The sequence below is a fragment of the Rhodococcus sp. NPDC059969 genome, assembly GCF_042738325.1.
In the GTDB taxonomy this organism is placed as follows: domain Bacteria; phylum Actinomycetota; class Actinomycetes; order Mycobacteriales; family Mycobacteriaceae; genus Rhodococcus_F.
In genome coordinates, this window is sequence record NZ_JBHWUF010000001.1 from 918,626 (window position 1) to 944,759 (window position 26,134).

Below are 26,134 nucleotides of genomic sequence, written 5' to 3' on the forward strand. Positions count from 1 at the left end.
AGAGATTCATGACCACTTCGACATCAAGGTTGCGCGCCGAGAGGATCGAGCTTAAGTACGCCGATCGAACCATCGTGGACGAGTTGAGTCTCGAGATCCCCGACGGCGGGTTTACCGTGGTCGTCGGACCGAACGGGTGCGGCAAGTCGACATTGCTCCGAGCGCTCGGCAGAATGCTCACACCCCGATCGGGTCGGGTTGTGCTAAGCGGTAACGATATTCGGTCCTACCGCACCAAAGAAGTGGCCCGGCGGATCGCTCTGTTGCCGCAGTCCCCGCTTTCCCCCGGAGCGATCAGTGTCGCCGACCTCGTCTCCCGCGGCAGATATCCGTACCAGAGCATGCTGCGCCAATGGTCACCCGAAGACGAGCGCGTTGTCTCGGAGGCGCTGACCGAGGTTGGAATGCGTGACGCAGCAGATCAATTGGTAGACGAGTTGAGCGGTGGGCAACGACAACGTGTGTGGATAGCGATGACACTCGCGCAGCGCACCCCGGTGTTGTTGCTCGACGAACCGACCACCTTTCTCGACATCGCCCATCAGATCGAAGTTCTCGACCTCTGCTCCCAACTTCACCAGTCCGGTCGAACATTGGTCGCGGTCCTGCACGACCTGAACCTCGCGGCTAGATATGCCACGCATGTGGTCGCGATGCGGTCCGGAAAAATCGTCATGCAGGGCGGTGCCTCGGAGGTCTTCACCCCCGAGTTGTTGCGCGAAGTGTTCGACCTCGAGGCTCTGGTTCTCGAAGACCCGGAAACCGGACGGCCACTTGTTGTTCCGCGTGATCGCCGACCTGTCACCCCGCTACCGTCCAAAGCTGAAACCACGATCAGGAGAAAACGATGACCACCTCACCTAGACCTGAAGAATCCCGACCCGAAGAAACTGAAACCTCTGCGTCGGGAAAGGCGCCACGCGGCGAAGACCATGACCGTGGCCTCAACGACGTGGTCGCCGTCGTCGAACGCGTCGAACGCCCGACCGAGAGCATCCTGCGCATCACGGTCCACTTGACCTCGTCGGCGGACGACCCGAATTGGTTGCGTCCCAACGTCGCATTTCGCATCCAGCTAGGTCCGCGATACGAAGACGTTTCTCGTGTTTACACAGTGCGCACGTTCGACGCGTCGAGTGGTTCGATGACTTTCGACGTCGTGCTGCACGGGCACACCAGTCCGATGATGAGGTGGGCCGACGAGCGCCGTGTGGGTGACTCGTTCTCGCTCACCGGTCCTCGCCCGCACTTCCTCGTTCCCGAGATCGCTGGTCGTCGTGTCGCGCTGTTCGCCGACGACACCGCAATACCCGCTCTCTATTCGATTCTGCTTCAGTGGCCCGAGGGCCTGACCGGCGTCGGCTGGGTCGCCACCGGTGACGCCGAGGCGTTCGCGGAACTGCCCATGATCCCCGGCCTCGAATTGCACCACGTCGAGGAACGCGTCGCCGAGTATGCTCTCGAGCTCGAGAATCCAGGGGACTACGCGGTGTGGGGAGCCGGGGAGCGCGACGAGATGCGTTCCATCCGAGCGCATTTCCGAAAGACAGTCGGCCTGGCGAAGGATGACGTGGTTGTCTTCGGCTACTGGAAGCGCGGGGTCAGCACCACCGAGATCGATCAGAACCGACTTCGGAACTACACGAGCATCCTCGAAAGCGGCGGCACGCTTGCAGATATCGACGATCTGGCAATCGGGATCTGACTACGCGGGATCTGACGACGCGGGATCTGACGACGTCGGTTGGATTGTTCAGCCCACCGCGTGCTCTTCCGGCGCCAGCGAGTTACCCGGTGCGATGTTCGAGCAGTTGTTCGGCGCTGGGTTCCCGTTGAAACGGTCGTTGAGCCAGGTTATGGCGCCGGGGAGCCACAGCGCGCCACCGGGAACGTGACTGATGGTGTCGTACTGGTCGTACTGGATGGGTAGACCTGCGTCGCAGTAACGAGTGGCGAGTGTGCGGACGTCCCCGGCAACCATGACGCCGTCGCCGGGGCCGACGCCGGGCCCACCTGGCTGGGTGCCTTCGAGAACTCCGTTTGCCGCCTGGGCAATGAACATCGGGATGGTGGGTATCGGCGCGATGCCCATGTTGACCTTGTTTGCGACGTCGACGTACTCGGATGCCGAGTTGGGATTGGCGTACTCCGGTTTGGCAATGTCCTGCCAGGTGACTCCCGGATACTGCAGGATCACGTTCCCGATCGAGGCGTCCTCGAGGCGGGGCAGGAGTTCACGTCCCCGATCGCTGATATACGGATCGAAATCGATGTCGTAGGCACGGGCGAGTCCGACGACTGCCATCCCGACAACGCCTGCCCAACCGATACTTCCGTTCGCGTACCGGAGATTGTTTGCCGGGTTGACCAACAGTCCACCCTGGGCCGCGCCGATCAGGTCTTCGTTGATGTCCGGGGCGTAGTCCGGTGCGAGGATGGACGCCCAATTGGTGGCTATTGCACCACCCGAGTACCCCATCAGTCCGATCTCGGCTGAGTCGGAAATACCTGTCTCGGGAGTGTTGCGAGCGGCGCGGATGGAGTCGAGAGTCATCATTCCGTATTCGGGTCCTGCCGCGAAGTCTGCGTTCGGGCCCTCGGTGTCGGGAATGACGACGGTGTAGCCCAGCGCCAGTAGAGGACCGAACATGACGGCTTCGCCGGAAGCGAGAGTCCCGCCGAAGGCGACATTGCGTCCACTGGTGGTCAGGCTGCCGATCGGGGTGTCCCCCGCGACGGCCCGTGACGGCCCGTCTTCTGGGTTCAGTGAGTCGTAAGCCGACTGGAATGAGACGACTTTGTCCGGCTGGGCGTTGGGCGGTCGAAGAATCGAGGTGACATTCGCAGACGGCCGGCCCAGAGCGTCGGTCGACCGGTACAGCACCTGTACGGCCTGCAGCGGGGTGGGGATGTTGACGGCGTGATAGGGCAAGGTTCTCGTTTTGAGAACGGCCCCAGGCTGATACGAAGACAGCGGTGCCAAACCGTCGTACTGGTAGAAGGGATCTGCCGACGGTTGCGCGGCGACAGTTGGTGCTGTGATGCCCGTGAGTGCAATGGCTGTCAGTGCCACCACTCCCCGAAAGAGAATCCTTGATGCCACGGCCGACCCCTCGATTTCGTATGTCACTGTGCGCTTGACGAACTGTTGTGATGGCGCCCACACGTTATCTTACTTTTGAGTAATAAACGAGGGGGTTTGTCTTGTTCATTCGAATCAGATTTGGATGCAATGGCTTTGAGGGATGATCAGCTGCCGTGAGGCTCTCATTCTGCTGTCATGTGTACGATACGACTAGTAGCTATCGCATCCATCGGGTGCCTCGGGCCGCATGCGCTCGACATCAACAAAACCCCTGTGCTGCAAGGGGTTGACGGGCAAAGGAGGACGCATGGGCAAACGCACTCCCAGCGAGGGGGTGTCTCGCAATCCCGGCAATACCGAGACGGGATTGCTCACTCCTCCAAGTGGCACACGTAGTGAAGTGGCCCACGAGAAGGCCCTCCGATCGGCGGAATCCCTTCTGAAGTCCGGTGGGATGAAGGCCGCGACCATCGATGCGATCTCCGAACAATCGGGCGTCAGCAAGGTAACTCTGTATCGGCACTGGCCGTCGCGCCAGGCGATCGCCGCTGAAGCGTTCGGTGTGCTCATGGCCCGGCACTTGACGTTTCCGGAGTCTGACAGTGCGCAAGCCGATTTGAACGACTACCTCGGGGACATCGGAAAGTTCTACGGAGGACCGCTCGGTTCGATCTTCGCTGAACTTGTCGGCGCGTGTGCCAACGATCCGACGACGGCGGCGTACTTCCGCACCTTCTTCCTCGACGAACGTCGTCGCGGCTTCGCCGAACTGATTCGACGATGTGTGGAGTCCGGATACTTCCGCGACGACATCGAGATCGAGGAAGCGATCGATCTCTTCTTCGGACCCTTGGTCTACCGGATGTTGGTGGGGCACGCGAGTATCGACGACAACACGGTGCGCTCGATCATCGATCATGCCGTTCGTGGACTCCGGAGCGATACCTAAGAGGTTTATCCGTTGGAATCCTTGTGCTGGAGAGGGCGAACTGCCCTCTCCAGCGTTGCGATGTGTGTCAACTGGGTGCCGTCAGCTGAGCATTTTCAGCACGTTCTGGTACTCACCGTTGATCTCGGCATAACGAAGTGGCTTGGCGGCCTCGACCACGATTTCCGTGGCGTTGTCGTGTGCCTTCAGTGCGGTAATGGTTTCGGCGATGTAATCGTCGAGCGGCAGAGCAGATTCGGAGTTCTCCTGGTTCATCAGCGTGGTGCGGACGCCCGGTGGGATGAGCTCGATGCACTGGATCGAAGTATCGGCGAGTTGCACACGCATGCTCTCGGTGAAGAGATGAACAGCAGCTTTCGTCGCGTTGTAGGTCGGAGTGATGGGAAGCGGGACGAAGCCGACGGCGGATGACACAGTGATGATGGTGGCGGTGGGCTTCGTCAACAGATGCGGAATGAACTGGCCGGCCAGTCGAATTGTCCCGAGTAGGTTCGTCGTGATCGTTCGCTCGGCGACGTCGAGGAAGTCCGGGCTTTTAAGATCCTCCGGGTACATGATTCCCGACATTGTCACAAGGACGTTCAGGTCGGGAAAGTCTTGCGTGACAGATTCATACGCCTCTCGGATGGAATTCGTGTCGTCCACATCGATGACGACGGTACTGATCTTCGGATGCTCGCTCGAGATCTCTTGCAGCAGAGTGGATCGCCGTCCACCGATGATTACCTTGTTCCCCTCGTTCTGCAATGCCAGTGCAAGTTCGAGGCCGATTCCGGAGGTTCCGCCGGCAATGAAGATGGTATTTCCCGTGATGTTCAACTTGTGATTCCTTGCTTTGACGGGGGAGTCGACGTGACTACAGTGATCGATTTGAGTTGGGTGTATTCGTTGAGCGTTTCGAGGCAGAACTCTCGCCCGAGACCGCTTTCCTTGAATCCTCCGAAGGGAACGCCGCCTCCCAGGTTGAAATACTGATTGATCCAGATACATCCGGCCGCAAGACGATCGGCGGTTTCCATCGCGTTCTTCAAGTTCGACGTATAGATCCCGGCAGCGAGCCCGTATGGAGTGTCGTTCGCTTCTGTGATCACTTGCTCGTAATTGTTCCACTTGAGGACGCACAAAACAGGTCCGAAGATTTCGTCCTGCGCAATTCGCATCGAGTTCGTGACCTCCAGAATTGTCGGTTCGATGAAGTTTCCGGCTTCGAATCCCGGCACTACTGTTCGTTTGCCGCCGGTAAGTAGTTGTGCGCCTTCTTCGATTCCGGAATTGATCATCGAGATCACACGATCGGCATGTTCTTGGTGAATCAGGCCACTCAGCTCGGTGTCTTCGCTCAGAGGTGGCCCGACTCGCAACGATCGGAATGTGGCGACGAGTTTTTCCACGAAGGTGTCGTAGATATCCTCGTGGATGAACAGACGTGTTCCGGCTAAGCAGGATTGGCCATTGCACATCAGGACGCCAGAGGTTGCGTCGGCGACCACAGCATCGACGTCGTCGATGTCAGGAAAGACGATGCTCGGACTCTTGCCGCCGAGTTCGAGAGTGGTCGAGATCAGTCGGGATGCTGCGGCGTGTGCCACCAGCCTGCCGACTTCGGTGCTCCCGGTGAAAGCGAGTTTGCTGACTTTCGGATGACCGATCAGGGCTGCGCCGGCCTCTTCGCCGAGGCCGGGTACAACATTGAGAACGCCTTTCGGGAACACTTCGGCGGCGATCCTCGCCAGTTCCATGACTGAAACACAGGCATTTTCATCAGGTTTGAGTACGACGGTGTTTCCGGCAGCGAGAGCGGGAGCAATCTTGAATGCCGTCATCACAACGGGATCGTTCCAGGGAATGATCTGTCCGCACACGCCCAAGGGCACCCGTTTCGCAACCAGATATCCCGAGGCCAATTCGCGGCCGAAACCGTGGTGCGCCAACGAAACTGATGCAAAATATCGTAGGTGCGACACTGCGGCCCGATAGTCTTCTCGCATCTCCCTGATGTGTCGCCCGGTGTCCATGCACTCGAGTTGGGCAAGCTCTTCAGTTCGTTCCTCCACCAGTGCGGCAAACTGCAAGATTTGTGCGGACCGTTCTTCGGTCGTCAGGCCTGCCCACGCCGGAAATGCCCGTCCGGCGGCTTCGACCGCATCATTGATTTCTTCTGCCCCGCATCGGGACAGTGTGGCGAGCAGAGCGCCGGAAGCGGCGTCGCGTGCCTCGAATGTGGATGTGCCCATGGCTCGGAACGATCCATCGATGAACGCACCGTATTCACGAACTGCTGGACCCTCCATGGAACCTCCTAGATCGGTCAGTCGCTGACGAAGATAACTGTACTGTACGTTTCGTACACTTGTCGATGGTTGGCTGTCGAACTGGCCTCTCCGTCACCGGCGGAGCCCGTTGGCTACTCTCACTTTGGTCAAGTCGAGAACGCGGCGGTGAGAGGCGGGGTGGTGACGGCGAGAATTACCGAGGGCGTGTTCTTCACTACGCCGCCGGATTTGCCGCGAGGTAGGCATGAACTGAGCAGGGAAGACGTTCTGACTGCGCAGCGTGAGCGGTTGATGATCGCTACGACGGAACTGATGGCGGAGTCGGGCTATCAGGGCGTCGGGGTACGTCAGATTGCCAAGCGAGCAAAGATTTCGCCGGCCGCTTTTTATGAGTGTTTTCCCGACAAGGATGCGTGCGTCTTTGCCGCGTACGGCAGGTTTATCGAAGTGCTGCTCACTCGTATTCGTGGGATCTTGCCGGTCGGCTCTTTCACCTGGGAGCGCCACGCCATCTCCGATGTGGTCGAGGGTTACCTCACGGCGTTGAATGCAGATCCTGTTGTGGCACGAGCATTTCAAGTCGAGATGGATGCGCTCGGGCGACGCGCGCGCGTGCAACGAAGGGCGGCGCTGGTCGGGATGTCCGAGGTGCTCAAGGCGGAGCGTGAGCGCGCTCCCGGCAATCCGCGAGTTCCGCTGAGTGCGTATGTCGGAGCCGTATATGCCATTCGGCAGCTCGCGTCCGATGTGCTCGACGAGCCGGGAAGCGGGTCGATCGAGGCTCTGTCGGCAGAGGCCGGCGTGTGGGTCGAAGCCATGCTTTCAGCCGTGTCGAACTGAGCTGTGTCGAACTGAGCAGTGTCGCACTGAGCTGAGTCGAACTGTGCCTTGCCTGGGTCGAGAAGTGCCTGGATGGTGCGTCTCGAAGAAGTTCTGCGTGACTTGCGTCATACGAACCTGTATAAAAGAAACGCCTGTAACTTTTATGGCTCGAACAGAAAGACTCCCTCATGATCCTTCGTCGCGTGATACCCGCGATTGCGGCATCCGCACTTCTCGTAATCACGAGCGTCGCCCAAGCGAACGCGGAACCATTCACTGGTTCAACCGGTTCCGTCGGCTCGTTCGGCTCGACGGGCCCTGTTGCGGCCTGCCCCGAGTCGATCGACCCGGCATCGTTCGCCACGGCTGACGATCTGCGCGACCTCAATGCAAAGATTGCCGGCTTCGGTCTCCGATCGACGGCAAGCGCCGAGCACGAGAGCATGATCGACTGGGTCGAAGACAGCATGCGTGCTCTACCTGGCGTCGAGACCGCATCGGACGAATATCAAATCAAGCGCTGGCAGCCGTCGCCACTGGCGACAGACGGCCCTGGCCGCGACCTTGTGGCGGCCGGCAAGCTGGCGGTGTTGCAGCCGGATACTGCACCCGAGGTTCTACGAACCGCAGGCGCAGTCCCGTACTCACTGCCTACGGGCGACGAAGGCCGCACGGCCCCACTGGTCTATCTTCCACCCGGCACCGCGATCACACCGGAGAACTCGAAGGGGCGCATCGTGATTCGCGACGTCCAGACTCCGGCAGTGCCCTATGCGACCTTTGCTGCATTCTCTCACTACATGACACCCGACTTTCCGCTGGCGGGTGACTACGAACGGCCGTTCACTGCCGAGCTCGGAAAAGACCCGCTGGCAGCAGGACTCGCTGGCGCAGCCGGGCTGATCCTCGCGTGGAACGTTCCTGCGGAACAGATTCAAGGCTACTTCGACCCGCACAACGGCACACACTTCACCGTGCCCGCGGTGTGGGCGGGTATCGACGAAGCTGTCCGGCTCAAGCAGTTGGCGGAGTCCGGAACCGAAGCGAAGATCTCAGTTCTGGCGGACGTCGATTCTGCTCCCACTCGAAACCTGATCGCCACGATCCCCGGGCAGAGTCAGGAAAGAATCGTGATCAACACGCACACCGACGGGGCAACCTGGGTGCAGGAGAATGGCAGCGCTGCGGTTCTGGCACTTGCACAGTATCTTTCGCGTCTGCCGCTCGAATGCCGTCCGCGAACCTACGAGTTCGTCTTTGCCAGTGCACATCTGCATATGTCGCGAGAGGGAACGGATCGGTACGCGACGGAACTGGACAAGGAATACGACAGCGGATCCGTCGCCTTCGACTTCTCCGTGGAGCACATGGGTACACGCGAGATTCTGCCCGTCGATCGAACTGATGGACCTGGTCAGAGGCTCGAATTTACCGGGGCCGGCGAACCGTACTCGTGGTTTGCCGGAACTGAAAGTCCAGCACTGGTCAACGCATTGGTGGCAGCGGTCAAATCTCATCCCCTCGATCGAACGGCAGTTCTGCGGGGCTTCGACCGGCCGCAACCGACTCGGGTTCCCATGTTCTGCAGCTTCGGTGGCCTCGGTACCAGCTTCCACAATCGACTGATTCCGACCATTGGAGGAATCTCCGGCCCGTGGTCGCTGTGGGCTCCGTCGTTCGGCGCCGACGCGATCGACTTCGAACGGATGCACCAGCAGACGCTGGTCATGGGCGACGCCCTGCTTGCGCTCGACAGCACTCCCCGTGAGGAACTCGCGGGTGGTTATCCGGCGGAGAGGGTAGCGCGTGCGGCCGGTGCAGAGACATGCGCTCACTTGCTGCCTCCGGAAGATGCGCCGACTCGGTAGTTGGTATGACGAGTAGTTGGTATGACGAGTAGTTGGCATGACAGGATCGGCTGGGCGACAATGATTGTCGTTCAGTCGATTGCCAGTGCAGTCGGCATACCTTTCATCGCCGGCGAGACGTAACCGGTGCCGATTCTGACGCCGCCCAGCCACTCGGTGAGGCGCGCCGCCTCGGCATCGAGAGAGCGTCGCGTAGACGCCGGCACGCTCTCGAGCAATCGAACGTGCACAACACCGGTTTCGTCTTGGATCCAGCAACCTACGACGCGACCATCGACCCATGCTGTGGTGCCGGCGTTACCGCGGGTGTCGAAGAGTTGGTTGCGGTGTGGACCGAGATAGAAGTCGCGGTCCTTCCAACCCATGATCGTGGGGTCGAGCACCGGTAAGAGCGCCACCCAGGGCCCCGGATCGGACACCTCAGCGACATCATCCGGTAGCAACCAACCGGTGCCGCCCCCGTCGAGTGAGACTGCAACGGCGTCGAGTTCGGCGAGGGCGGCCCGGACGACCGTCTTCGTCGAGCCCAGCCACCAGACGATGTCGTCTTCCGTTCCCGGTCCGAAGGTGTAGAGCCAGCGCCGGACTATTTCTCGGTATCCGTCCCCGGGTTTGAGGTCGACGGGTTTGAGGTCGGCAGATTCGAGGTCGGCGGGGGCGTCGTCGAGCCAGTGTCGAGTGAGAGTCCACAGTGGGCGTGAGACGGGGAAGCGGGCAGTGTTGGTGCCCCGCATGATGTCTGCGGTCGCCCCGAGGTGCGTGAGAACCCTGGGTGCCGACCAGATTTCACCTGCCGAACCCCCGACCTTGACGTCTATCATCGGCACGGCCTGACGAATCTCTACCGCTGAAAGCCCTTCAGGTGCATCGGCGAGCAGTGTCAATACCTCGGAGCGTGCGCGATCGAGCCACTCGTTGCCGTCGAGGGTGAGTCCGGCTTTGACCACATCCTTGGACATTCTGGCGCGCTCGGTGTTGGCGACGCGGGCGGATGCACTCGACCACGCGGCCGGTAGCAAGTCTCGGGGAAAGGTGAAGAGCGTGCGGCGCATAGCCAATTGCTTGACGAGACTGCGTTGGTCGTACAAGGCGCGGTCGACATCGGCGGCATCCAAGGATCGAACCCTCGCCCAGCAAGACAGATAGACCGTCGCTGACTCGGTGGCGTGAAGCACCGTCATCGCCCGAGTCGCAGCTTCCGGGGAATCGACACGGAACGAGGGCGCCAGCGCATGACGTACGCCCATGCGTGCACGGCGTTCGTCGTCGGAGACATGGCGCATCAAGCCATCGTGCCACAGTCCAGGTGCGAGGTATCGGCTAGCTGTGCGAGAGTTCGATTGCGCCAGTAGTCGTCGTGCTGGAGATGAGTGATTGCACCCGGTGTGGTCGCGAAAGTTGCAAACCCTGCGGCTTCGATGGGGATCTGCAGCCAGGCGGAGACTACGAATGTGTGTGCAAAGCCGTGTGTTACGACAATATGATCGTGGTCGAGATCGGTCATCAGTTCGCGAGTGCATTCGCCGACCCTCGATGCGATGTCGCGGCGAGTCTCGGCACCGGCAACGGGGCCACGGTGATCGAGGCGGTTGGTGTCGGGAGCCGGCACCTGGCGCTGGGCGAGCCACGAGTTCGGGCGTCCTTCGGCTTCTCCGAAGCTGATTTCGCGCAATCGTGAATCCGTTGTCACCGGAGTGCCGAGTGTCCGGGCAATAATCGTAGATGTCTCGGCGCAACGACGGAGGTCCGACGAGGTGATGCGGATCGGGCGCGAATTTCCTGTGCGTCGTCGCTTCAGGGCTGCCGCGATCAATTCTGCATCGCGCCGACCGGACGGGGTGAGAACCGAATTGTGCCAACCGCCGACGACGTCCTGCGCTGTGTGTTCGGCATGAGGATGAGTGACGACGTAAAGATCCTGCACGCGACCGCCTTTTTGCTTACCCGACCTTTTCCGGCAACAGTATTCCAGGATTGAGGATTCCACGCGGGTCCCAGGACGATTTGATCAACTGCATCGCGGTGATGTCGGTGTTCGTGCGCCCCAGCGTTACCCACGGAGACTTCGCGCGACCTATCCCGTGCTCGGCGCTGATGCTTCCATGGTGGGCGGCAACGAGTTGGAAGACCGTATCGGTCAGTTCGTGTGCGACCCCAGGGGCGGCATCCAGGAGGTTCACATGAATGTTTCCGTCGGCGAAGTGCCCGAACAAGATTGGCCGCACGAGGGGGAATCGCTCGTCCAACGTCTCTCGAAGGTTCCCGATGAACATGCCCATCACGGACAAGGGCACGGAGATGTCCAGCTTTACAACCGGTGTCGTCGACGAAGCGCTGATGCTTTCGGTGTGACTCTCCCGCAAGGTCCACAGTTTTCGAGCGGGTCCAGGTTCGACCGTCGCGTCCTCGATGAGATCGGCAGAGTCGGAGAGAACTTCGAGGAGTGACTCTTCCGTCTCGCGCGGCGACGACACCTCGATGAGTGTGTACATCGGCGAAGGGGCGCCGAACGGACGACGGGCGTCGGTGTGTGCGCAGACGAGGTCGATGCCGTCGTCAGTCATGATCTCGGCGGCTTCGACGGTCAATCCGCTCTGCCGCACGCGATTACATAGATGCAACGCTTGCTCGATGTCGCTTACGCCGGCGAGTACAACCTGGGTGTCGGTCGCGGGGGTGACCAGCTTCATCAGGACTTTGGTGATGACGGCAAGAGTTCCCTCGCTACCGGCAAGAAGACCTGGAATGTCGTATCCGACGTTGTCTTTGACGAGTGGCGTCCATCTGCTCAAGACGGAGCCGTCGGCGAGCACTGCCTCGATACCGAGTATCTGTGCCCGCGTATTGCCGTATCGGACCATACGCGTACCACCGGCGTTGGTAGCGACGATGCCGCCGAGTGTCGCGGATTCCTTTGATGCCAAATCGATTCCGAACCGGAGACCGTGTGCAGATGCGGCCAGGTCGGCGCGGGCAACGGTCACGCCGGCGCCGGCTGCGATTGTCCGGCCGATGGGATCGACGGACTCGATCGTTTCCAAACGCCTGGTACTCAGCACCACGGACCCGGCCGAGGCGATTCCGCCACCGACCAGGCCGGTGTTGCCGCCTTGGGGCGTCACAGGTACCCCCGCGTCGAAGCATGCTCGAAGGACCGCAGACACTTCGGCAGTGTTACCAGGACGGATGACCGCGATCGCGTCGCCGATCCATCGTCCCGTCCAGTCGCGCGTGTAGCCCTCGATCAGTTCGGGTTCGGTGAGGACATGCGTTTCGCCGACGATCTCCGCGACGGCGTCGAGGAGTCTCGCGTCCGTTGCGGGTTCACGTGGTTCGGCGAGTGTTCGGGGGTTCATGTGCAACCTTGTGATCGTTCGGGAGACAATATTTCGGGAGACAAGCGGTAGAGCAGCGTGACCTCGATCCTCCGACCTCAGGTGATGCCATGTCCAAGACCAAGTAGTGACACCACCATCTGTTCTTCTTATAATCGCCGTATGAACCTGCAGCGCGCCCGTTATCTGATCGCTCTCTCGGATCATGGCAGCTTCACTCGCGCCGCCGCGAACGTCCACGTCGCGCAGTCAGCGCTCAGTCAGCAGATCAAGGTTCTCGAGCGCGAACTCGGAGTGCCTTTGGTGGATCGTCGAGGTCCGCAGTTCACCTTCACCGACGCCGGCCGGGTAGCGGTACGAGAGGCGCGCTTTTTGCTCGGGTGTGCGGACCGGGCGGTCGATCGAATTCGATTGGCTGCGCGCGGCGTGGACGGAGAACTGCGCATCGCCTACACCCGCTCGTGGGCCGGCGGCGCAGTAGCGGATCTGGTCAGCACCTATCGAAAGCTCTACCCGGGCGTGGAGGTCGTCGTTTATCGTGGCACGTCGGCGCAGACAGTTGATCTCGTCCGAAACGGAGCAGTCGACGTCGCGGTCGTCCGGCCGCCACTCGAAGACGGTGATCGCGAACTTCCCCTGATCGTCCTCGACACCGAACCAATCCTGGTGGCGGTGCCCGCGGATCATCCGTTCGGGAGTCGAACGACCCTCGAACTCGGGGACCTGGTCGGCATTCCCGTCGTGTTCTGGCCCGAGGCAAACGCTCCGGGCATGTATTCGCGCACTCTCGAACAGCTTTGGCCGGACGGCACTCCCGATATCGTTCGATTCGAAGCTGACGACGAGCAGGTCCTCCATGCCGTATCGGACGGAGTGGGAATTGCGCCGATCCCTCAGGGGCGGGCAAGAATGCTCCGCATTCCGGGTATCCATCTGTGCGAAATCGTCGGTGAACAACCAACTCTCGATGTTGCTGTCACCTATCGACAGGACAATCCGAATCCAGCGCTTGCACCGTTCGTTGCGCTCGCCGAACGCGAAAGATCGTCAACTGCTTCGCCGTGACTGATCCTGGGCAGGATCTATTCGGCGTCGAGAACCAGCATCATTGCGGTTGCGCGTGCTCGGTTCTCGACGGTGTCAACGTGAAAGCCGACGTGCTGAGACAGCTTTGACAACCGGTGCGCGACGCTGCTGTGATGGAGATGCATGGTATCCGCCGTGGCCCTCAATGTTCCGGATCGCAGATATGTCCTCAAGGTTTCCAGCAGCTCCGATCCCTGCTTGGTGTCGCCAATCCGTCTGGCAAGAACCAAATCCGGGATTTTCGTGTGATCGATGTGCGATCCGGGCGCCAGGAGGTTGAGCGCGCCGAAGCTGTCGGCGTTCACGATCGGTGTTGTTACCGAGGTCTGAGTGTGAGCGAATCGTGCTGTGCTGATTATCGTGTGCATTTCGGAAGCGGCTGCAGCCAAGGATATTCCGGCGCGGATGGATGACGCCAACGCTGCCTCGAACAGTCCGGTTGTCGGTGTGAACGAATCCTTCACAATATCCAGATATTCTCCGTCAGCCTCTACCCTGATGGCTTTGCCGGGGATGCAATCCTTCGAAATGGTAAGACGTGCAGTGCTGTTCGCCGCACCCGAGGAAACCGTGGATACGACAACACGGACTGGGGTGCCGGGTTCAATCCCGAGACCGGCGCACGAAGTGAGTACGGTCAACTCGTCCATCGGAAAGAGCAGATTGCGGGTGTGCTCGGCTTCGGTAGGTAAGCGGCGGGGCTGCAGTATTATCGAGGCAGTCAGAGCCATTCGGTCGACGAGCATCTCGTCGAGTGGCAAGTTTGCACCAGGACGCTCGATCCATACTCTCCCGAGAACATCATCGTCGACGGCAATCTCTCTGGTAATACTGGGGGCGAGACAGGATTCGGGAGACCACCGGCCGCGCGGGTCGCAACGACGTGAATTCTTCTTGTTACCGTGTTCGACGATCTCGATGCCCACAACGCAGTCCGCCAACTGTGCGCTCGCGCGCAGCAATGATGCTGTGTCGGCGCCGTGCCGCACGAGGGTGTCGAAGTAGTCGATGACGCGTACCAAGCCCGCCGAGTCTGCGTCGAGCTCGGCAAGCCGGTACATCAGTCCTTGCATCTCGCAACGCTACGAGACTGGCGACAGCGAACGCAACCCTCTCCGGAGCGCCGTGAGGGCCTCGGCGGCACCTCGTTCGCTGACCGCTGCGGTAGCGACAAGTGCCGACCCGTGAAAGGTCCCGGGGAAGGAGTGCAATTCGACGCTGACGCCCGCTTGCAGCAGTCGAAGGGCGTATTCGATTCCTTCGTCGCGGAGCGGGTCGAGTTCCATGGTGGAAAGGTAGGTCGGCGGTAGACCTGTGAGATCGGTAGCCCGGGCGGGTGCAGCGTAAATGGAGACGTCAGGATCTTCAGGGCCTGAATATGACTCGCCGAGATAGTACTTCCACGACAGGATGGCGTTGGGGCGGTGCCACAGGGGTGTGTCGACGAAGTTCGTCATCGAGACCGTCGTCAGACGGTCGTCGAGTTCAGGGATTTCGAGGAATTGGAATGCCACGGGCACAACGGCCTCGTCGCGAGCTTTGAGTACAGTGCCTGCGGCCAGTCCACCGCCTGCGCTCTGCCCGCCGACTGCGATGCGGCTGGGATCCACACCGAGTTCCTCGGCATGTTCGTGGATGTACATAAGCGCGGCGTAGCAGTCGTTGACGGGCCCGGGGAAGGGTGTCTCGGGAGCGAGGCGGTACTCCACGTTGGCGACGGCGAATCCTAGTTCGCGCGCTACCTGGACACAGAATGGATCGCTGGATTCTGCTGTGCCGATTGCGAATCCGCCGCCGTGAATCCAGAGCAGAACAGGGATAGGTCCGGCGGTGTTATCCGGAGTGAAGAAGCGAATCGTGACCGCCGGATCGGCGTTCAGGCCAGGGGCGGACAGCTCGCGAAGCGTGACTCCGTCGAATGACAGGTCGACCAACATTGTGCCGACCAGTGCGTCATAGGTGGCCCGCGCGTTGGGAAGGTCGGAGAAGTCGACCTTCGGGAGCATGGTGAGTGCTGCGGCGAGTTCGGGGTCGAGAGTGGGAAATGTTGTCATGCATTCATCATCCAGCTTGAATGTGGCCTGCGTCACCAGCGGCGTGTAGGGAATTGGGGAGTCGCCATCCGACGCCCGTCGGATCTCCCTAGGATGACGCCGGTGGACACAGTACATCTCGGGGTGGACTCGAGCGATTCGGCGATCAGGGCTCGGATCGGTGGACATCCGCCGCAGGTTTTCGCGGGACAGCCGATTCTGCACACACACGAATACCTTCTGACGCTTGCGGCCCACACGGCCACGTGGCTCGGTGAGCGAGAACTTTCCGTCTTCATTCGTCGGGGTTTCTCAATCGGAGATGATGACCTCGAATACCCGGACATCGGGGTTCGGGCAGTCCTGCACCCTCCGTCATCGAGAAGTGCGGAATCGGCGGGCAGTCATAGGGGCTTGGGGAGCGCGGCGTTGATCAAAACTCCCGCAGATGAAGAGGTGATGTCGTTGGTGTTGATCGCTCCGCAACCGGTGCTCATCCAGAACGAACCGTCCTACGCCGAGGCCGTCGAGGCCGACGGACACCGTTTCCTTTTCCAGATCAATGACGAGGGGTGGCCGGTGGGTTCGCAGTCGCAAGCCGAGTTCGCGGAGGAGTACCTATTCGGTTACGGGTCGGTGTATTTCTACGGGAGCACTGACGCGAACGGCCTCGTTCGTGAAGTTGTGCCGGGATTTCTCGACTTCTGACCTGCCTGACGACCCGTCTGCCGATAGCGTGAGCAGCGCATCCAGACCGGCGGTTTTGTCCTCGGAAAAAAACTTTCGGAAGTTTGTCGATCGGTGAGTGTGCCGTTCGACGTGTAGGCAGAGGGACCGAACAGAGCGGTCCACAAACGAAGGAGATTCTCATGAAGTACATGCTGATCATGCGTTCCACCGACGAGGCCATCGAAGCATCCAAGGACATGGATTTCGACGAGATCATCGCCGCGATGGGTCAGTACAACGAGTCCCTGATCAAGGCCGGTGTCTTGTTGGCCGGTGAGGGATTGGCCATGGAGGAGGGGTTCATCGTCGATTTCGAGTCCGATCCTCCGCTGGTTTCCGACGGCCCGTACGGAGAGACGAAGGAGTTGTTCTCCGGCTTCTGGATCATCCAGACGTCGACCAAGGATGAAGCCCTGGAATGGGCAAAACGCTGCCCGTTGGGGCCGGGCAGCAAGCTCGAGGTGCGCCGCGTGAGTGAGATGTCGGACTTCGATCAGGACAACGAGTACATCCAGAAAGAAGCCGGCTGGCGCGAAGAGCTCGGCACCGATCGTCCGGTCGCAGGCTGAACCATGACCGACGAGGCGGTGCGAGAAGCAACGAGAACGGCTGTCGACGCGGTCTGGCGTATCGAATCCGCGAAGATCGTCGCCACGTTGACTCGCACCGTCGGGGATCTTGATCTTGCCGAGGACCTGGCCGCGCAGGCTCTGCTCGAAGCCGTCGAGCGATGGCCTGCCACCGGGGTTCCGCGAAATCCAGCTGCCTGGCTGACATCTGTTGCGACACGACGGGCAATTGACGGATGGCGACGACGCGAGAAGTTGGACGAACGTTACGCCCACTTTGCGCGTGAACTCGAGAACGACGCTTCGCACTTCGATGACGTCAGCTGGGATCCGGATCGGATCGACGACGACGTCCTTCGCCTGATGTTCATTGCCTGTCATCCTGTGTTGAATCGAAAAGCGCAGGTAGCCTTGACTCTTCGGGTAGTGGGCGGGTTGACCACGGAAGAAATTGCCAAAGCATTCCTGACGCCGACGGCAACAGTGCAGCAGCGGATAGTCCGCGCGAAGAAGGCGTTGACCGCCTCGAAAGCGGTATTCGAAGTTCCAGGTCGAGAGGAATTTTCGAAAAGACTGGGCGCTGTACTCGGTGTGCTGTATCTGGTGTTCAACGAAGGGTATGCGGCCAGCTCCGGGGACGAGTGGATGCGCGCGGATCTGAGTGCTGAAGCGCTGCGGCTGGCTCGGATACTGGCCGAACTGGTCCCGGGGGAATCCGAGGTGCACGGCCTCGTCGCGTTGATGGAACTGACAGCCTCGCGATTCGGTGCCAGGACAACTTCGACGGGTGAGCCCATCCTTCTTGCGGACCAGGACCGGACTCGGTGGGATCGCCTTCAGATCGCACGGGGGTTTGCCGCGCTACAGCGGGCTGACGCCGTCGGGCGTGGACGCGGTCCGTACGGTTTGCAGGCTGCGATCGCCGAATGTCATGCTCGAGCAGCAACTTTCGATGAGACCGATTGGAAGAAGATCGTCATACTCTACGAGGCTTTGGCGCAACTGGCGCCCTCGCCCGTGGTCGACCTCAATCATGCGGCGGCGGTATCCATGGCATACGGTCCGGCCCCTGCACTCGAATTCGTCGACAAGCTTGTCGCTTCAGGTGAACTGGCCGGCTACCACCTGCTTCCGAGCGTTCGGGGTGAGTTGCTCAGTCAGCTCGGCCGATCCAGGGAAGCTCGAACCGAACTCCTCGAAGCGGCCCGGCTGGCTGGGAATGAGCGTGAGCGTGCAGTGCTGGTCGCGAAAGCTGATGCGCTGCTGCCGGATCAGTAGTCACGCGATTTGTAGTCAGGGCTCAGTTGGATCGTCATTCGGCACCATGGGCGGCATTCCGACTCCGTATGGGTCGAGCATGTCCGAGACACGACGACCCCATCGTTCGTGCGCGGACTGTCGGGTCATTCCGGCCGCGCGGCCGATGGTTGCCCACGTTGCGCCGAATCTGCGCAGGCTCATGACGCTTGCCGTCGAATCGATGCCCGCGGCAAGTTGAATCCGGAAACTTGCCAACTGCCACGCCATCTGACGCTGCGCCGGGATATCGGTGTCTTGTTCCGCCTCCCACTCGGCGCTGCCAGGTAAGGGGTCCGTACCGACAATTTTGTCCGCCTGAGCGCCGGCCTCGGTGATCGCGGCGTTGGCCGTCGTAATGGCGGCAGCATCGATCTTTGCGGTCAATGCGTGCTCGATCAGGTCGTCCATGAGAAATTCTCCTTTCGTCAGGAAAAGCCTGACAGGTTCAATCGAATGTTGTCAAGATTTACCTGACTGCGGCGCAGTTTAGTTAACGCACGATCTATTTGTGTACTATCGAAATGGTCTCCGGCCCTGTTGGCCGACGTCGAAGGGGTTGCTGGTGAAAATCGTGGTTCTGTCATTCCTGTTGGCGCTGACCTTGATGACGGTCGGGATCATCGCGGCACGCAACCGCAGTACTCGGCCAGCCGTGACCGGGGTAGTTACTGCTGCGTCGACGGTTCTCGCAGCCGCCTGGACACTTTTTGCCGTGGCTTTCGTTTTGGCCTGATCGCGCTGCTCGACCCAGATGCCCGAGTTGGGAAAGTGGGTATGACGGGTTGCATGCCCGTTGGTGAGAAGTCGCACTGGAACCGGCGATGCGGAATTCCCTTCCGGTGAGTGCGTTTCATCCAGTGGAGCGTTCTCCGGGGTTTCGTGTCCCCGGGCTCCTGAATACGACGGTTCCTGACTACGACGGTTCCTGACTACGACGAAAGGTTGCGCGATGACAAAGCTGTTGTTTGCAGTCACTTCTGCAGATCACTGGACGCTGAACGACGGAACTGCCCACCCGACCGGGTACTGGGCGGAAGAACTGGTCGAGGCGCATCGCGTTTTCGTCGACGCCGGCTACGACATCGTGATCGCGACGCCGGGCGGTAAAGCCCCCGTTGTGGACGAGGGGAGCCTGGCGCCCGAAGTCAACGGCGGGCAAGAAGGCGCTGACCGTATGCGCAAGTACATCGCCGATCTGAAGCCTGTGCTCGATTCGCCGGAGATTCTCGAGAACGCAAACGCCGCCGACTACGACGTGGTTTTCGTACCAGGTGGACATGGACCGATGGAAGATCTTGCGGTGTCGGCATCCTTCGGCGAGCTTCTCGTGAACTTCTTGGATGCAGACAAGGTGGTCTCGGCGGTCTGTCACGCACCGGCGGCACTCCTGCCGGCGAAGAGGTCCGATGGGAGCTGGCTGTTCGACGGCTATCAGCTGACCTCGTTCACCAATGAAGAGGAGACGCAGGCTGGTCTGGCGGACAAGGCTCCGTGGTTGCTCGAAACTCGACTACGCGAGTTGGGTGGCAAATTCTCGAAGGCTGATGCCTGGTCGCCTCATGTCGTGGTGGACCGGAAGCTCTACACCGGTCAGAACCCGGCGTCGTCGAAGCCACTCGCCGAGCGGATCGTCGCCGACTTGGGCTGAGCATGGCTTCTGGCACCGCATCGAGATCTCCTCGATGCGGTGCTGGGCCGTGTTCTGTTGTCCCCGAGAAGCTCTTCTCAGGTTTTGAATGTTGTGTTCGCCGGCCTGGGGTGCTGCCCGGGGTCGATCGAGGGCGGCGGGATGAACCAGGGTTTGTTGTCGACGCCGATTCGGATTTCCCATTTTCCGACGAATCCCGTTTTACGGTGCATCAACCGGTGGTGCGAACGGCACAGCAGGACCAGGTTGTTCATCACCGTCGGACCGCCGTTCGCCCAGTGCTTAATGTGGTGCGCATCGGTCCACGCCGGTACGCATGAACACCCCGGGAACGCGCAACCCCTGTCTCGGGCGATCAGGGCGACGCGTTGTTCGGCGTTGACCAACCGTTTTCCGGGTCTCGCATCCAACGGCGCGCCGTGAGCGTCCAGTAGAACAGTCGACAGGAAACAATCACACCCCAACAACCTCGTCTGAGACACCGACAGCGGTCCCAACCATGGCATGTGCCCGACATCAAGATCCGACGGGGACTCTTCACCATCAGAAGGCGCGGCGGCACAATCCCGATGCTCAGCGAGGTCGCGGGCGTTGATGTGCACGTTCACGTGTGGGCGTTGGCCGCCGTCGGTTCCGGTTTTTGCGCAGTCGAGGTAGCGGCGGATCAGTTCGGTGAACCCGTCTGCGGTCCGCTTCGCCGCCGACCGAGCGTCGGGAGTTCCATCCGGCGCTGGGGTGGGCATCGTCAGATTCGACAACGCCGACAGCAACATTTCGCCGGTGAGAGCGTCGAAATCACCCCGCACCACCACCCGACCATTGAGCGTCGAGGCGATCCGCAGTTCGTTCCGATCGACATCTTCGGCTGGCGGAATCTCATCCGATTCGAACACCCGCTCCAAGGTCGCGATGACGTGCCGCACCTTCGTCGTCGTCGCCTCCACACCCGACGCTGCCGCGAGCAGCAGGTCGATGCAGCGAGGGAGCGCTTCCTCCGGCATCCCCTTCGGCGGGGACTCGCAGAACGCGACGATCAAGACGGCATGATCGAACGAGCAATCCCCAACATCGAACCGAGCCGCTACCGTCGGAAACGGCCGCAGCGCCGCACCAAGGGCGGCGATCTTCTTCCCGTCCCGAACCTGCAGCATCGTGTTCGCCGCCAACCACGCACCCACCCCGCGGCTGGCAATCACCTGATCGTCGGGACGCATCGACAACTCGTCGACCACCGCCACACGAACGGCCTTGAGGCGCAGAATCTCCGCACTCGCCGACACCGCAGCCTCACGCAACTCCGCAGCAGACAACTGCCACACGCGTCCGCGTAACCCCACCGCAGAACCAGACACCACATCCGACAACAAGACACTCATTGAATCCCCCGATCCCCACCCCCAACAATACTCGAACACACGTTCGAGTCAAGTGGGAATTAAGTGAGGGCGCGAATGAGTGGAGTGGGGTCCGCGACGACGAACAGATGACCGCCCCCGCTGATCTCTTCGAAGCGAGAGTGGGGTATCAACGAGTGTGCCCAGCGGGCGACTTCGATAGGTACGTTCCCATCCTCGGTTCCATGCAGAAAAACCGTTGGTACCGAGATGGATTGGAAGAGGTCTGGCACCTCGTGGCGATACCGAGCCAAGTCGACAACCGCTGCCGATCCGCCCTGCGCGATCCCTTCGGATGAATCCAATTGGAGGGCGGGGCGATGCGACTCGTCGGTCATGACGGCCTGATCGGCGGCCGGCCAGATCGAGACGGAGTCGCTGCGTAGCTTGGAGAACACTCCGGTTCCTGCGAGCATTGCGCCGGCCACACGGGGAGCCCAGTTGGCAGCAAAGTACAACGCGGATACCAGTTTTATTCTGCGTCGCAAAGTATCTCGCGGTGCCCCGGGGATCATGGCGCACGCCAGCACCAGTTTCGAGACTCGTTCGGGAACGGCTGCAGCGACAGCGAGCGCGTAACCGCCGCCTCCGGAGAAACCCATCAGTGTGGCCGAGTCCAGCTCGAGGTGATCGACCAGGGCGACGTAGTCGTCGTCCCAGGAATGAAATCCCTTGTCCGTGTATGGATCCGTGCGTCCGAAGCCGGGTCGATCGGGGACTATCAGCCGTATGCTTGCCGTCGAAGACGCGTTGTGGAGTGAGAGCCCTTCGTATCGGCTGCCAGGTGATCCGTGGGCCACGACTACCGGGTGGCCAGTCGGATCGCCGTACTCGCAGAACGCGATACGGCGCCCGGAGGCGTCACGAATTTCGGTTGTCGTCACGCTGCTTGTCATGTAGTGCTTCCTTGCTGCGCGATCGACGCCACACCGTCCAGGATGAGAGTGACTCCGAATTCGAATCTTCGGGCGGGATCGTGATGAAGTGCGAAGACCGATGCATCGCGTCGATCAGCGGGTGCACTGTCGAAAGCTCCGCGTCCCAATTGAATTGCGACGTGTCCGGTTACAAAATCATGCAGGGCGCCGTACGCGTACGTGGCCTGTTCGTCCTCGAGGCCGGCCAGGGAAAGGGCGCTGACGACTCGGTGGGCAGTGTCGTCGGCGCCGGGTGCTTCCAGTGATGCCTGTCGATGGGCTTCCAAGACCAGGGGATGGCGCATCAGGAGATCGTGGAGTCCGTAGGCGAACGTGCGGGCAACCTCGCGCCAGTCGGTCGGCCAGTCGATCGACGAGACCGCTTCGCCTACGAGGGTGGAGATCAGGTCTCGCCTCAAGGCGTCGATGCCGCCGGTTGTGCGGTGGACGGACATCGGCGATATGCCGAGTCGCTCGGCGAGTACCCGAAATGACACCGCATCCAGGCCGTCCGTATCGGCAATCTCTGCCGCGGCATCGAGAATCTGTCTGTGACTCAATGCTTTTGGTCGGCCGGCCCTTGCGGAGCCGGCGGATTCGGATACCATGCTGACAACAATAGCGATACGCGTATCGAAATTACAAGTGTCTATCGACCTACAAGGAGTGTTGCCAGATGACTGATCTCCATCAACTGTCCGCCGTCGAACTTGCCGGTGTGATCGCCGCCAAGCAGGTGTCCATTCCCGAGGTAACCAGGTACTTCGTCGACCGTGCGACCACTTCCGACGACGTGGGCGCGTTCACGACGATTGCCGGGGAGCATGCAGTTGCACTTGCCGAACAAGCCCAGCTCAGGCTGGACGAGCGGGACAACGGACCGCTTCCGCGCCTGTTCGGCGTTCCGACGGCCATCAAGGATCTCGACGCTACTCGCGGCATCCGCACTACCTTCGGATCGGCGCTGTTTCGGGACTTCGTGCCCGATGCCGACGACGAGATCGTCGAGGCGATCCGCGAAGGTGGGCTGATCGACATCGGAAAGACCACAGTGCCCGAGTTCGGGGCGGCGTGTTATACCGAGCCGGAAGTTGCTCCGCCCGCTCGCAGTCCGTTCGATCGCACACGAAGTGCCGCCGGCAGCAGTGGTGGTGCGGCGGCCGCCGTCGGCGCTGGTCTGGTGCCGTTTGCCCAGGGAAGTGACACGGCAGGGTCGTTGCGTTCTCCGGCGAGTGCGTGCGGTGTGGTGGGCCTCAAGCCGAGCCGCGGTTTGATTACGATGGGAGTGGTAGGGCACGATAACTTCGGATTTGCGAGCAAGGGGCCGATCGCCCGGACAGTTCGCGATACCGCTGCGCTGTTGGACGTTCTGGCAACGCGACCTGGCGCCGGAACTATCCACCCGCCTCGGCCGAAGTCGTTCGAAGAGTTCGTTGTACAGGCTGGGGGAGTGCAAGCTCGCCCCTTGACCGTCGCTCTTGCTCACGGATCGGTCTCCGGCGGAGCCGTGGATCCGCAGCTCTCGGATGCTGTATCGAAGGTTGGTACTGTACTGGAGGGGCTGGGACACAACGTGTTCGAGCGACCGCAAGCCCGCGATGACGTCTTTGTTGATGCCTTCACCAAAATGTTCTCATCCTTGGCCGGAACCAAGCCGATCCCGGAGGAGTACGAACACCTTCTCCGTCCGATTGTGCAGCACTTGCGAGTTCAAGCAAGCGAGGTGCCGTCCGGCGATCTGGCAGCGGCCATCGGTGTGGTGCAAGCATGGGCGCGGCGATGGAGCCTCGACTACGCCGACGCCGATCTTGTCGTCACCCCGACTGTGACGAAGCCGCCATTGGCGATCGGGGAGCTACGCAACGACGAAGACCCCGCGACCGAACTGATCGACATGGTCGCATTCACCGGAAACACCATCGTCGCCAACGCAACTGGATTCCCGTCGATCAGCTTGCCGCTGGGTTGGACGGAAGACGGTGTTCCGCTCGGCGTGATGATCTCCGCGAAGTGGGGGTGTGACGCGGAATTGCTCTCTGCCGCTGCACTGCTCGAGGCCGCGATGCCGTGGAAGGATCGGTACCGATTCGACCGCGCAACCGTGCTCTAGTTCGGGAGCGGTACCCGGTCGCTCGCCGATGCAAAGCCCAACCACGTGTGGCGGTTGCCCCACCAACACCACCCGACTTTCGGGGCGTTGCGGTTGTCTTTGCCATCCCGACCGGTTCCGTTGCTGATCCACACGGCGGGAGTTCTGGTGTCGAAAGATCCGTCAGGCTTACGCAATCGGGAACCGATGGTCATGAAGCACTTTCCGCGTTCGAGAATGTCGGGACGCTGCAACAACCAGTGGATGCCTTCCGTAAGCGTCAGCGGCGTACGGTCTGCGTCGACGATTGCGGGCAGCGCTTCGTCCGGGCTCCAATTTGCCAGGTGGTCCCCACGGTCGACTTCACCGAGCAGATGCAATGCGCTTTCGGGCAGCATTGCCTGCTCGGTGGGTGCGAACAGATCAACATCCGCCATGTCGACGACAACGAATCCGCTTTTGCTCTTGTACCTGAGCAGTGGAGTCAGAACTGAAGCTGGAGCCAGTTTTTCGTGGACGGTAAGCAATCCCGCGTCACCGTGTCCGGCCGCGGCGGCCGCCCTGACGTCACCGGCAGAAAGTCCGGCCATCTCGTGAACTCCGAGTTCGATCAATCGCTCGGCCTGCTGATCGATAGGCGGGAGGTCGAAGTGCATACCTGCGATCCTACCGATCGTGGGCAGGCCGATCAGTGGGTTCGGCGGCGAGGGAAGTCGGCCACGCAACGCCCAATGCGCGCATGATGAACGGGACGGTGGTCGCTACGACGGTGTCCACGCGGTCGCCGGCCATGAGCATCGGGCGCCGGCTTTCCACGCAGGCGAGGATGAGTTGCGCGGAGGCGGCTGCATCGGAATCGACAAAGACACCGGCGTCAACACCTTCCTGGACGAGCTGTTCGACCAGAACCGACAGCGGGACAATACGTTCGAGAAATCGTTCGCGATCCTGCGCGGACAACAATTCGACCAATGCGATTCCCGTGAATCGCTGCAGCGAGAACTCGACGAGCGTCAGTTTGACGAGGATTTCGAGTCGGTCGACAGGATTCTCGCGATCTGCGAGTTCGCGCTCGGCCAGGAGTAGGAATCTCTCCATTTCGCGGGTGGACCAGGCGAGCAGTAACGCAGATTTGTCGGGGAAGTAGTTGTACACCGCTGTCCGCGAGACGCCGGCTGCCTGGGCCACAGTCTGCAGCTTCACGTTCTGCCAGCCCTGCTCGTGAAGTTCGCGAATGAAGGCGTCCAGCATGGCTTCTCGGGTGGCGACCTTGTGCTCCGCGGTTGTCGCGCCACCGGTCAACTTCGGCATGATCGATCCTCCTGTGTCTGATTCACGGTCACGGGGAGGTCGAACAGATCCGCAACAAGGCGTGGATCACCTTGCCACATCGAGACTGGTACGAGCATCATCTGCTGCGCGATCGAGCGTACGGATCGGCTGACCTCCTGCTCTTCGGCGGGGGTGAGCGTCGTGCGTTTGCGCAATCGCTCCATCTCCGCCGCAGTCAGATCAGTGATCCATTCTTCGGCCGCAAGCGAGAGGGGTGAATCCGGTGTCACGACCGATCCAACTCGGCACTGGAGAACCGCGAAGTCATCACTGACAGCGTGATGACGGCTACGACCGAGACGGCGTGTGCCGCCGCCAGCCAGAGCGACTCGGGTGCATGTTTGTGGAGTGTCGGCGCCATCAGCATGGCCATGAGGAGGGCGAGACCCGACAACATCGCGGGACCGTCGGGTCGGCCGACAAGCAGAGTGACCAGGAGAACGAGCGCGACGACGCCGCAGGCCACATCTGCAGGCGGGTACGTTGCCGGAACGATTCCGCGGACAGTGTCGGTGAAGGTCAGCCCGATCGTCACCAATTGCGCAAGACCTGTCGCGCCGGCCAACCAGGCCGTCCACCGCAGGCCGTGGAGACCGGCTTTCCGAGTCCCGGTCAGGTGAGCTTCCGGAGATCCCCATGCTGCGGTTGTCGGTGTTGTCACGGGCCTGCTCCTTTTTATGACGAGGTGTCGTCATAACGTATCAGC

28 protein-coding genes are annotated in these 26,134 nt (G+C 61.0%); 12 read left to right on the forward strand and 16 right to left on the reverse strand.

The genetic code is table 11. From position 1 onward, the window contains the following. The first annotated feature begins 8 nt into the window (after window positions 1-8). Both ACFWAD_RS04160 and ACFWAD_RS04165 read left to right on the forward strand, forming a co-directional pair. On the forward strand, window positions 9-851 hold the full coding sequence (locus tag ACFWAD_RS04160; RefSeq protein WP_378541605.1) for an ABC transporter ATP-binding protein: 843 nt from the start codon (window positions 9-11) through the stop codon (window positions 849-851). Next, window positions 848-1,705 carry a siderophore-interacting protein gene (locus ACFWAD_RS04165; protein ID WP_378541607.1) on the forward strand — a complete coding sequence of 286 codons (858 nt, stop codon included), beginning with the start codon at window positions 848-850 and terminating at the stop codon, window positions 1,703-1,705. Before ACFWAD_RS04160 ends, ACFWAD_RS04165 begins: the two co-directional genes overlap by 4 nt. Before the next feature lie 48 nt (window positions 1,706-1,753). Here ACFWAD_RS04165 and ACFWAD_RS04170 read toward each other — a convergent pair whose 3' ends face one another. Next, window positions 1,754-3,103 carry a lipase family protein gene (locus ACFWAD_RS04170; RefSeq protein ID WP_378541609.1) on the reverse strand — a complete coding sequence of 450 codons (1,350 nt, stop codon included), beginning with the start codon at window positions 3,101-3,103 and terminating at the stop codon, window positions 1,754-1,756. Between the two features lie 289 nt (window positions 3,104-3,392). Between ACFWAD_RS04170 and ACFWAD_RS04175 the strand changes: the two genes are divergently transcribed. Further along, the gene (locus ACFWAD_RS04175; protein ID WP_378448339.1) at window positions 3,393-4,034 is read left to right on the forward strand and encodes a TetR/AcrR family transcriptional regulator; all 642 of its coding nucleotides are present in this window, start codon (window positions 3,393-3,395) and stop codon (window positions 4,032-4,034) included. Between the two features lie 81 nt (window positions 4,035-4,115). Here the strand turns inward: ACFWAD_RS04175 and ACFWAD_RS04180 are convergent, their stop codons facing one another. Then, window positions 4,116-4,853, reverse strand: coding sequence for an SDR family oxidoreductase (locus ACFWAD_RS04180; protein WP_378541611.1), 738 nt, complete (start codon window positions 4,851-4,853; stop codon window positions 4,116-4,118). Then, a complete protein-coding gene (locus ACFWAD_RS04185) occupies window positions 4,850-6,325 on the reverse strand; it encodes an aldehyde dehydrogenase family protein (RefSeq protein ID WP_378541613.1) in 1,476 nt (491 codons plus the stop codon). The genes ACFWAD_RS04180 and ACFWAD_RS04185 overlap by 4 nt, the downstream gene beginning before the upstream one ends. 69 nt (window positions 6,326-6,394) lie before the next feature. Here ACFWAD_RS04185 and ACFWAD_RS04190 point away from each other — a divergent pair, with 69 nt between their 5' ends. Together ACFWAD_RS04190 and ACFWAD_RS04195 are read left to right on the forward strand one after the other, a co-directional pair. Continuing rightward, a complete protein-coding gene (locus tag ACFWAD_RS04190) occupies window positions 6,395-7,147 on the forward strand; it encodes a TetR/AcrR family transcriptional regulator (RefSeq protein ID WP_378541614.1) in 753 nt (250 codons plus the stop codon). 170 nt (window positions 7,148-7,317) lie between these two features. Continuing rightward, complete coding sequence (locus ACFWAD_RS04195; protein ID WP_378448335.1) at window positions 7,318-8,997, forward strand: hypothetical protein; 1,680 nt, start codon at window positions 7,318-7,320, stop codon at window positions 8,995-8,997. 71 nt (window positions 8,998-9,068) lie between these two features. On the opposite strand, the gene ACFWAD_RS04200 is transcribed toward ACFWAD_RS04195, so the two are convergent. The 3 genes from ACFWAD_RS04200 to ACFWAD_RS04210 are packed head-to-tail and all read right to left on the reverse strand — an operon-like array spanning window position 9,069 to window position 12,353. After that, complete coding sequence (locus ACFWAD_RS04200) at window positions 9,069-10,280, reverse strand: winged helix DNA-binding domain-containing protein (RefSeq protein WP_378541616.1); 1,212 nt, start codon at window positions 10,278-10,280, stop codon at window positions 9,069-9,071. After that, window positions 10,280-10,921, reverse strand: a complete 642-nt coding sequence (locus tag ACFWAD_RS04205) for a histidine phosphatase family protein (protein WP_378541618.1) — start codon at window positions 10,919-10,921, stop codon at window positions 10,280-10,282. The genes ACFWAD_RS04200 and ACFWAD_RS04205 overlap by 1 nt, the downstream gene beginning before the upstream one ends. Before the next feature lie 16 nt (window positions 10,922-10,937). Then, window positions 10,938-12,353, reverse strand: a complete 1,416-nt coding sequence (locus ACFWAD_RS04210; RefSeq protein WP_378541620.1) for an FAD-binding oxidoreductase — start codon at window positions 12,351-12,353, stop codon at window positions 10,938-10,940. Window positions 12,354-12,494: 141 nt separating this feature from the next. Here ACFWAD_RS04210 and ACFWAD_RS04215 point away from each other — a divergent pair, with 141 nt between their 5' ends. Further along, window positions 12,495-13,397 (forward strand): LysR family transcriptional regulator, encoded by a 903-nt coding sequence (locus tag ACFWAD_RS04215; RefSeq protein WP_378541622.1) that lies wholly within the window; start codon window positions 12,495-12,497, stop codon window positions 13,395-13,397. Between the two features lie 17 nt (window positions 13,398-13,414). Here the strand turns inward: ACFWAD_RS04215 and ACFWAD_RS04220 are convergent, their stop codons facing one another. Both ACFWAD_RS04220 and ACFWAD_RS04225 read right to left on the reverse strand, forming a co-directional pair. After that, window positions 13,415-14,491 (reverse strand): helix-turn-helix domain-containing protein, encoded by a 1,077-nt coding sequence (locus tag ACFWAD_RS04220; protein WP_378530427.1) that lies wholly within the window; start codon window positions 14,489-14,491, stop codon window positions 13,415-13,417. Window positions 14,492-14,500: 9 nt separating this feature from the next. Next, window positions 14,501-15,472: an alpha/beta hydrolase gene (locus ACFWAD_RS04225; protein WP_378541624.1), complete on the reverse strand. Its 972-nt coding sequence runs from the start codon at window positions 15,470-15,472 to the stop codon at window positions 14,501-14,503. 93 nt (window positions 15,473-15,565) lie between these two features. Here ACFWAD_RS04225 and ACFWAD_RS04230 point away from each other — a divergent pair, with 93 nt between their 5' ends. The 3 genes from ACFWAD_RS04230 to ACFWAD_RS04240 all read left to right on the forward strand — a co-directional run bounded on the left by ACFWAD_RS04230 (window position 15,566) and on the right by ACFWAD_RS04240 (window position 18,027). Further along, window positions 15,566-16,159, forward strand: a complete 594-nt coding sequence (locus ACFWAD_RS04230) for a hypothetical protein (RefSeq protein ID WP_378541626.1) — start codon at window positions 15,566-15,568, stop codon at window positions 16,157-16,159. Window positions 16,160-16,320: 161 nt separating this feature from the next. Next, window positions 16,321-16,749 (forward strand): YciI family protein, encoded by a 429-nt coding sequence (locus tag ACFWAD_RS04235; protein ID WP_007735729.1) that lies wholly within the window; start codon window positions 16,321-16,323, stop codon window positions 16,747-16,749. Between the two features lie 3 nt (window positions 16,750-16,752). Beyond that, entirely contained in the window at window positions 16,753-18,027 is a 1,275-nt protein-coding gene (locus ACFWAD_RS04240; RefSeq protein ID WP_378541628.1) for an RNA polymerase sigma factor, read from the forward strand. Window positions 18,028-18,042: 15 nt separating this feature from the next. On the opposite strand, the gene ACFWAD_RS04245 is transcribed toward ACFWAD_RS04240, so the two are convergent. After that, entirely contained in the window at window positions 18,043-18,456 is a 414-nt protein-coding gene (locus tag ACFWAD_RS04245; protein WP_378541630.1) for a hypothetical protein, read from the reverse strand. A gap of 154 nt (window positions 18,457-18,610) precedes the next feature. Here ACFWAD_RS04245 and ACFWAD_RS04250 point away from each other — a divergent pair, with 154 nt between their 5' ends. Both ACFWAD_RS04250 and ACFWAD_RS04255 read left to right on the forward strand, forming a co-directional pair. Next, on the forward strand, window positions 18,611-18,781 hold the full coding sequence (locus ACFWAD_RS04250; RefSeq protein WP_317555728.1) for a hypothetical protein: 171 nt from the start codon (window positions 18,611-18,613) through the stop codon (window positions 18,779-18,781). A gap of 216 nt (window positions 18,782-18,997) precedes the next feature. Next, window positions 18,998-19,696, forward strand: coding sequence for a type 1 glutamine amidotransferase domain-containing protein (locus ACFWAD_RS04255; RefSeq protein WP_378541632.1), 699 nt, complete (start codon window positions 18,998-19,000; stop codon window positions 19,694-19,696). Window positions 19,697-19,773: 77 nt separating this feature from the next. Here the strand turns inward: ACFWAD_RS04255 and ACFWAD_RS04260 are convergent, their stop codons facing one another. The 3 genes from ACFWAD_RS04260 to ACFWAD_RS04270 are packed head-to-tail and all read right to left on the reverse strand — an operon-like array spanning window position 19,774 to window position 22,615. Further along, window positions 19,774-21,072, reverse strand: coding sequence for a DUF222 domain-containing protein (locus tag ACFWAD_RS04260; protein ID WP_378541634.1), 1,299 nt, complete (start codon window positions 21,070-21,072; stop codon window positions 19,774-19,776). A 59-nt stretch (window positions 21,073-21,131) separates the two neighbouring features. Next, a complete protein-coding gene (locus tag ACFWAD_RS04265; RefSeq protein WP_378541636.1) occupies window positions 21,132-21,986 on the reverse strand; it encodes an alpha/beta fold hydrolase in 855 nt (284 codons plus the stop codon). Then, window positions 21,983-22,615: a TetR/AcrR family transcriptional regulator gene (locus ACFWAD_RS04270; protein WP_378541638.1), complete on the reverse strand. Its 633-nt coding sequence runs from the start codon at window positions 22,613-22,615 to the stop codon at window positions 21,983-21,985. Before ACFWAD_RS04270 ends, ACFWAD_RS04265 begins: the two co-directional genes overlap by 4 nt. A 68-nt stretch (window positions 22,616-22,683) precedes the next feature. Here ACFWAD_RS04270 and ACFWAD_RS04275 point away from each other — a divergent pair, with 68 nt between their 5' ends. Further along, window positions 22,684-24,117 (forward strand): amidase, encoded by a 1,434-nt coding sequence (locus ACFWAD_RS04275; RefSeq protein ID WP_378541640.1) that lies wholly within the window; start codon window positions 22,684-22,686, stop codon window positions 24,115-24,117. Here ACFWAD_RS04275 and ACFWAD_RS04280 read toward each other — a convergent pair. From ACFWAD_RS04280 to ACFWAD_RS04295, 4 genes are read right to left on the reverse strand one after another with little or no spacing between them, the layout of a single operon-like run. Further along, window positions 24,114-24,752: a DUF5701 family protein gene (locus ACFWAD_RS04280; protein ID WP_378541642.1), complete on the reverse strand. Its 639-nt coding sequence runs from the start codon at window positions 24,750-24,752 to the stop codon at window positions 24,114-24,116. The genes ACFWAD_RS04275 and ACFWAD_RS04280 overlap by 4 nt on opposite strands. 10 nt (window positions 24,753-24,762) lie before the next feature. Further along, window positions 24,763-25,407, reverse strand: a complete 645-nt coding sequence (locus ACFWAD_RS04285; protein ID WP_378541644.1) for a TetR/AcrR family transcriptional regulator — start codon at window positions 25,405-25,407, stop codon at window positions 24,763-24,765. Continuing rightward, window positions 25,395-25,658: a hypothetical protein gene (locus tag ACFWAD_RS04290; RefSeq protein WP_378530453.1), complete on the reverse strand. Its 264-nt coding sequence runs from the start codon at window positions 25,656-25,658 to the stop codon at window positions 25,395-25,397. The genes ACFWAD_RS04285 and ACFWAD_RS04290 overlap by 13 nt, the downstream gene beginning before the upstream one ends. Further along, window positions 25,655-26,089 carry a hypothetical protein gene (locus ACFWAD_RS04295; protein ID WP_378541646.1) on the reverse strand — a complete coding sequence of 145 codons (435 nt, stop codon included), beginning with the start codon at window positions 26,087-26,089 and terminating at the stop codon, window positions 25,655-25,657. Before ACFWAD_RS04295 ends, ACFWAD_RS04290 begins: the two co-directional genes overlap by 4 nt. Between the last annotated feature and the right edge of the window lie 45 nt (window positions 26,090-26,134).

What these genes read in the sequence shown, in the direction of transcription:
- ACFWAD_RS04265 (WP_378541636.1), bottom strand. Translation starts at nt 21,986, where the DNA reads ATGACAAGCAGCGTGACGACAACCGAAATTCGTGACGCCTCCGGGCGC.
- ACFWAD_RS04280 (WP_378541642.1), bottom strand. Translation starts at nt 24,752, where the DNA reads ATGCACTTCGACCTCCCGCCTATCGATCAGCAGGCCGAGCGATTGATC.
- ACFWAD_RS04160 (WP_378541605.1), top strand. Translation starts at nt 9, where the DNA reads ATGACCACTTCGACATCAAGGTTGCGCGCCGAGAGGATCGAGCTTAAG.
- ACFWAD_RS04210 (WP_378541620.1), bottom strand. Translation starts at nt 12,353, where the DNA reads ATGAACCCCCGAACACTCGCCGAACCACGTGAACCCGCAACGGACGCG.
- ACFWAD_RS04215 (WP_378541622.1), top strand. Translation starts at nt 12,495, where the DNA reads ATGAACCTGCAGCGCGCCCGTTATCTGATCGCTCTCTCGGATCATGGC.
- ACFWAD_RS04285 (WP_378541644.1), bottom strand. Translation starts at nt 25,407, where the DNA reads ATGCCGAAGTTGACCGGTGGCGCGACAACCGCGGAGCACAAGGTCGCC.
- ACFWAD_RS04220 (WP_378530427.1), bottom strand. Translation starts at nt 14,491, where the DNA reads ATGCAAGGACTGATGTACCGGCTTGCCGAGCTCGACGCAGACTCGGCG.
- ACFWAD_RS04230 (WP_378541626.1), top strand. Translation starts at nt 15,566, where the DNA reads ATGACGCCGGTGGACACAGTACATCTCGGGGTGGACTCGAGCGATTCG.
- ACFWAD_RS04225 (WP_378541624.1), bottom strand. Translation starts at nt 15,472, where the DNA reads ATGACAACATTTCCCACTCTCGACCCCGAACTCGCCGCAGCACTCACC.
- ACFWAD_RS04270 (WP_378541638.1), bottom strand. Translation starts at nt 22,615, where the DNA reads ATGGTATCCGAATCCGCCGGCTCCGCAAGGGCCGGCCGACCAAAAGCA.
- ACFWAD_RS04235 (WP_007735729.1), top strand. Translation starts at nt 16,321, where the DNA reads ATGAAGTACATGCTGATCATGCGTTCCACCGACGAGGCCATCGAAGCA.
- ACFWAD_RS04195 (WP_378448335.1), top strand. Translation starts at nt 7,318, where the DNA reads ATGATCCTTCGTCGCGTGATACCCGCGATTGCGGCATCCGCACTTCTC.
- ACFWAD_RS04185 (WP_378541613.1), bottom strand. Translation starts at nt 6,325, where the DNA reads ATGGAGGGTCCAGCAGTTCGTGAATACGGTGCGTTCATCGATGGATCG.
- ACFWAD_RS04255 (WP_378541632.1), top strand. Translation starts at nt 18,998, where the DNA reads ATGACAAAGCTGTTGTTTGCAGTCACTTCTGCAGATCACTGGACGCTG.
- ACFWAD_RS04275 (WP_378541640.1), top strand. Translation starts at nt 22,684, where the DNA reads ATGACTGATCTCCATCAACTGTCCGCCGTCGAACTTGCCGGTGTGATC.
- ACFWAD_RS04200 (WP_378541616.1), bottom strand. Translation starts at nt 10,280, where the DNA reads ATGCGCCATGTCTCCGACGACGAACGCCGTGCACGCATGGGCGTACGT.
- ACFWAD_RS04240 (WP_378541628.1), top strand. Translation starts at nt 16,753, where the DNA reads ATGACCGACGAGGCGGTGCGAGAAGCAACGAGAACGGCTGTCGACGCG.
- ACFWAD_RS04165 (WP_378541607.1), top strand. Translation starts at nt 848, where the DNA reads ATGACCACCTCACCTAGACCTGAAGAATCCCGACCCGAAGAAACTGAA.
- ACFWAD_RS04260 (WP_378541634.1), bottom strand. Translation starts at nt 21,072, where the DNA reads ATGAGTGTCTTGTTGTCGGATGTGGTGTCTGGTTCTGCGGTGGGGTTA.
- ACFWAD_RS04175 (WP_378448339.1), top strand. Translation starts at nt 3,393, where the DNA reads ATGGGCAAACGCACTCCCAGCGAGGGGGTGTCTCGCAATCCCGGCAAT.
- ACFWAD_RS04245 (WP_378541630.1), bottom strand. Translation starts at nt 18,456, where the DNA reads ATGGACGACCTGATCGAGCACGCATTGACCGCAAAGATCGATGCTGCC.